Genomic DNA, 5,460 nt, shown 5'->3' with positions numbered 1-5,460 from the left:
GTCTCGCTCCTGTGCATCTGCATCGTCTTCGTGCCGATGTTCAATCTTGGCGGCGTGGCCGGGTACCTGTTCCGCCCGATGGCCGAAGCGGTCGTGTTCGCCCTCGTCGCGTCCTATGTGCTGTCGCGCACCCTGGTCAACACAATGGCGTGCTATCTGCTCGCAAGTCAGGCGCTTCACGAAACGGGAGCAGCCCGGCCGCCCACGCGCAGTCCGCTGGCGCTCTTCCAGCGCGGCTTCGATCGCCGGTTCGATGCGACGCGCCGCTTCTATCGCCGCCTGCTGGAAACCGCGCTCGCCGCGCGAGGCAAATTTATTGTCGGCTTTCTTGTCGCCGTCGCCGCTTCGTTCGCCCTTGCCCCGTATCTGGGGCAGAACTTTTTTCCGCCTGTCGCCAACACGCAAATCAAGCTTCACGTACGCGCGCCGACCGGGACGCGCATTGAAGGCACCGCGATGATCTGCGACGGCGTCGAGGCGGCCATCCGGCAGATCATTCCGCCCGAGGCGCTGGGTCCGATGGTCGACAACATAGGACTCCCGGTCAGCGGCATCAATTCCACTTACAACAATTCCGGTACGGTCGGTCCGGCGGACGCCGATATCCTCATCACCGTCGATCCTGCCTATCAAAGCGAGACGGACGGCTACGTGACAAAGATGCGTGAGACCCTGCCGAGATCCTTCCCGGGCACGACATTCGCGTTCCTCCCTGCTGATATTGTCTCGCAGATTCTCAATTTTGGCCTTCCCGCGCCGATCGATGTGCAGGTGGTCGGCGCCAATTTCGCCGCCAATCGCCGTTACGCAGGCGAGTTGCTGGAGAAGATCTCGCACGTGCCCGGAGTCGCCGACGCGCGGATCCAGCAGGCGGCCAATAATCCGACGCTCGGCGTCGACGTCGACCGGATGCGCGCGGCGCAGGTCGGCTTGAACGAAGGCGATATCGCCAAGAGCCTGCAGGAGACCCTTTCCGGCAGCTTCAAGGTGGCCCCGACGTTCTGGATCAACCCGAAGAACGGCGTGGCCTATCCGATCGTCGCCCAGACGCCGCAATATTGGATCAATTCGGTCTCGTCGCTGGAAAACATCCCCGCGTCGGCGCAGGATGCGTCGCAGATCGTCGGCGGCCTGGCGACGCTGAAGCGCGAAGTGAGCCCAGCCGTCGTCTCGCATTACGCGGTGCAACCGGTGATCGACATTTATGCCGCCAACCAACAGCGGAACCTCGGCGCCGTTTCTGCCGACATCCAGCGAATTTTGGATGAGACCGCCAAAGACGTCCCGCCCGGCTCGAGCGTCGTGATGCGCGGGCAGACCCAGACGATGACCTACGCCTATCAACAGCTCTTCGTCGGCATCGCGCTCGCGGTGGTGCTGATCTATATGCTCATCGTCGTCAACTTTCAGTCCTGGCTCGATCCTTTTGTGATCGTGAGCGCCCTGCCGACCGCGCTCGCGGGCATTGTCTGGATGCTGTTCATCACCCGTACGACCCTCTCTGTCCCGGCCCTGACGGGGGCGATCATGTGCATGGGCGTCGCCACCGCCAACAGCATTCTCGTCGTCAGCTTCGCCCGCGAGCGTCTGGCGGAGGGCGCCGACGCCGTGACGGCGGCTGTCGACGCCGGCTTCACCAGATTCAGGCCCGTTTTGATGACCGCGTTCGCGATGATCATCGGCATGACGCCGATGGCGCTCAGCACCGAACTGAACGCGCCGCTCGGTCGCGCCGTGATCGGAGGCTTGATATGCTCGACGGTTGCGACGCTGCTCTTCGTTCCCGCGGTCTTCCGGCTCGTTCACGCGCGCAAGCCGAGCCGGGCGAGCGAGCCGGCGCCTGCTCTGACCATCGAAGCGACGCCGACATGAAGCACGAACATCCGCCAGAATCAGGTGTGAAACCCGCGGTCGACACGGGGGCCAAGGATGCCGGGCCCCCGAAATCGCAGGCCCCCGTCAAGGCGGGACGCGCCGTCATACTGTTCAGCGTCGCGGCCGTCGGGGTCGCGGCGACCGGCATATTCGACCGGCGCCACGACGAGGAGCGGCTTGCGAGATGGACCAACAAGCAAGCCATCCCGACCGTCGCGCTGGTCTCGGTCAGACGCGGCGGAGATGCGCGAGAAGTCGTGCTGCCGGGCGACGTGGAAGCGTTCTACAACGGCTCCATTCATGGCCAGGCGAGCGGCTACGTGCGCGAGTGGCGCAAAGACATCGGCGCCAAGGTCAGTAAGGGGGAAATCCTCGCTGTGGTCGATACGCCGGAACTCGACGAACGCATCGCTGCAGCTGAAAGCGAACTGCTCAAAGCCAAGGCCAATCAGGCTCTGGCGCACGTGACTGCGCAGCGCTGGAACTCGCTGCGCAGTTCCGCGGCGGTATCGCAGCAGGCCGCCGACGAGAAGGAAAGCGATGCGAACGCCAAGAACGCGGAGGTGGAGGCGGCGCAGGCCAACGTAGACCGGCTGAAGGCGTTGAAAGCGTTCGCCAACATCGTCGCGCCCTTCGACGGGGTCGTCACCGCCCGCAACGTCGATATAGGCTCGCTGGTCAAGGCGGATTCGAACGATGGCGCGGCGCTGTTCACAGTCGCCGACATCCATCAGATGCGCGTCTATGTTCGCGCTCCGGAGTCGTATGCCGCGGCATTGAAAGATGGCATGAAGGCCACTCTCGCGCTGCCCGAATACCCTAACCGCACGTTCGACGCGACGATCGCCACGACCTCGCACGCCATCGACAAGAAATCGCGCGCGCTCCTTGTCGAGCTCATTGCGGACAACAAGGACGGCGCGCTTTCGCCCGGCGCATTCGCCCGGGTCCATTTTCAGATTCCCCCAGACCCGGGTTCGATCACGCTTCCCGCCGATGCGCTCCTCTTTCGCAGCGACGCGGTAGAAGTCGCGACCCTCGGTCTTGACAACCGTATCACGCTCAAGAAAGTGAGAATTGCACGCGACCTCGGGTCGGAGGTCGAAATCATCGGAGACTTGGGCTTGGAGGAACGGGTTGTCGCCAATCCGCCCGACTCGATCGACGACGGAGAGGAAGTCCGCCTTGCGGACGCCTCGGGTCGTCGGCCGATCGCGCCGGCCGAACAACAGGGCGCTCGCCTCGAGGGCGACCGCGCAAAGAGCGCGGACAACTTGGCGGAGACGGAGCGGGGCCGCGGCGAATGAAGCTGCGGATCTGGCTTTCGGCGTCGATCGCACTTGCGCTCGGCGGGTGCGACTTCGCGCCCCGATATGCCGCGCCCTCGGTTTCTCTGCCCGCCAAATTCAAGAATGAGCCTTCGGGCGGGGCTGAGCTTTCGGCCAGCGAGACATGGTGGCTGAGCTTCAACGATCGGACGCTCAACAATCTCGAAGCCGAGGTCGACGCGGCCAATCCCGATCTTGCAGCGGCGGTCGCCGCCGACGAAGTCGCCAAAGCGCGAGCCGAGCAGGCGGCGGCCGGCCTCCTTCCGCAGGTCGACGGGATCGGACAGATCACCGGCAACAGGCAGTCGGACGATCGTCCGCTGCGCTCGAAGGGACAGCCTGACTTTTACGGCAACAACATCCTCGGCGTGCAGGTCTCCTACGAAGTCGATCTCTGGGGGCGGGTGCGCAACATCGCCAAGGAAGCGAACGCAACCGCCGAGGCGAGCGCGGACGCGCTGGCGGACGCGCGGCTCGAACTGCACGCGGAGCTCGCGCGTGACTACGTCAATCTGCGCGGCCTTGACGACGAGGCGACGCTGCTTTCCGACACGATCCGCATCTATCGCTCGTCGCTCCAACTGACGCAGTCCCTCCTTTCCGCGCAAATCGTCTCGCCAGCTGACGTCGATCGCGCCCAGGCCCAGCTGAGTTCGGCGGAAGCGCAAGCCTCGGATTTGGCGCTTCGCCGGGCAGCGCTCGAAGATTCCATCGCGGCTTTGGTCGGGCAAGCTGCGGCTGCATTCTCGGTCGGCCGCTCGTCGAGGCCGCTCCCGCTCCCCAGGCGCCCGCGTGCGGTGCCAGCGGACGTTCTGCGGCGGCGGCCCGACGTCGCTGAGGATGAACGTCTGACGGCCGCGGCGAACTTTGGTGTTGGGTCGGCCCGCGCGAATTTCTTCCCCAAATTCACTCTGCTCGCGCTCGGTGGAACCCAGGATACTGGCTTCTGGTTGTTCCATCCGGGAAACGCGTTTGGAACCATCGGACCGTCGGTCGATTTGCCGCTCTTCGACGCCGGGCTCAGACAGGCGGAGCTCGAAGTCGCCAAGGCGGAATTCACCGAGGCGGCAGAGAGGTACCGGTCCACGGTGTTGCGTGCGGTCAAAGAGGTTGAAGACAATCTGTCTGCGCTCCAGTGGCTGGCGCGGGAAGCGCAGCAGACCTCGACCGCAGCCGAATCCGCCCGCAAGGCTGCCGATTTGTCGACAACCCTCTACCGCGCCGGCGCCGCTTCGTTTCTCGAGGTCGTGACGGCGCAGAGCGCCGCCCTCGAAGCCGAGCGCCTGACCATCGCGCTGCACACGCGGGAACTGGAAGCCGACGTCGGCCTCATGCTGGCGCTGGGCGGGGGATGGAGCGCGCCGCCTCCGCCCGCGCCGCGGACGATCGATGTGACGCCGCCCCCCGTCCAGATGATCAAGGAGGCATCGAAAGGCAAGCTATGACCGATGTCGCACAGCGACCTCAGAACTGCGGCGCCTGCGCCTTCTGGCGCAAGCTGCGCGACACCGACGGCGTGTGCTACCGTCGGGCGCCCGAAGCGTCCGCTCGTCCGGAAACGGCGGCGCATTGGCCCATGACGCATCAGCTCGAGGGCTGCGGCGACGGGGTCGCAGCCGCCCCTTTTTCGATCGGGGCCACTTGCGCCAACTGCGTTCATTGGCGTCGCCCCGCGCAGGGACTCAATCCCGTCAATCGCGGCGACATGCCGATGTCGTGGTGGGCGCGCGCCGGACACTGCACGCGCCATGCGCCTCGCCCGATCCGCGAGCCCGGTCCGCGGGGATTCTGGCCGGCGACCCTGGACGTCGACTTCTGCGGTGAGGGCTCGCCGCGCAAGAACGATGCGGAGTCTTAGCGTGACGATTTGAGGTTCGCGACCTCTCCTGAACTGCGACAACCCGCCTTCCAAAACCGAAGCGCCAGCCGTTCGCGAAGATCCGACCCCCTCCGGCGCCGTTGGCGGCTTGCCTGCTAGCAGGGCGTTTTTTGCGCCCTGTTCGACGCTCTCAGCCAGGAAGTCCTGCAATATCATGGCGTTGCTGGTGTCGCAACCCGCCGGTTGCGGGCTGGATGGGGCGCGGAACAGGGGCGTTAACAGGTTCGGGACAGGCGCCTAACAGGCGGTTATCAGGTCGGAACAGGCAAAAACAGGCGGGTGAAGCGAGGGCGCGAGACCGGGCGCCGCCAGGTTGCATCGCGCGGCAGAATTCCCTTCTCCCACGCGGGAAAGGCGGCGCGCGTGAGCGGTCGGATG

General features: G+C 65.2%; 4 protein-coding genes. All 4 read left to right on the top strand.

Annotation, left to right across the window (positions count from 1 at the left end):
* Nucleotides 1–1,872 (top strand): efflux RND transporter permease subunit (locus ACLP25_RS30415; RefSeq protein WP_442472822.1); only part of this gene is annotated, 1,872 nt, incomplete at its 5' end.
* Nucleotides 1,869–3,182 carry an efflux RND transporter periplasmic adaptor subunit gene (locus ACLP25_RS30410; protein ID WP_442472821.1) on the top strand — a complete coding sequence of 438 codons (1,314 nt, stop codon included), beginning with the start codon at nt 1,869–1,871 and terminating at the stop codon, nt 3,180–3,182. The genes ACLP25_RS30415 and ACLP25_RS30410, both read left to right, overlap by 4 nt.
* Nucleotides 3,179–4,648 (top strand): efflux transporter outer membrane subunit, encoded by a 1,470-nt coding sequence (locus ACLP25_RS30405; RefSeq protein WP_442472820.1) that lies wholly within the window; start codon nt 3,179–3,181, stop codon nt 4,646–4,648. Before ACLP25_RS30410 ends, ACLP25_RS30405 begins: the two co-directional genes overlap by 4 nt.
* The gene (locus ACLP25_RS30400; RefSeq protein ID WP_442472819.1) at nt 4,645–5,061 is read left to right on the top strand and encodes a hypothetical protein; all 417 of its coding nucleotides are present in this window, start codon (nt 4,645–4,647) and stop codon (nt 5,059–5,061) included. The genes ACLP25_RS30405 and ACLP25_RS30400 overlap by 4 nt, the downstream gene beginning before the upstream one ends.
* Nucleotides 5,062–5,460 lie beyond the last annotated feature (399 nt).

Origin of the sequence: Roseiarcus sp. (genome assembly GCF_052145395.1) — a bacterium.
GTDB lineage: Bacteria > Pseudomonadota > Alphaproteobacteria > Rhizobiales > Beijerinckiaceae > Roseiarcus.
The sequence above is the reverse complement of the archived record's forward strand: the minus strand, read 5'-3'. Positions and strand labels throughout refer to the sequence as shown.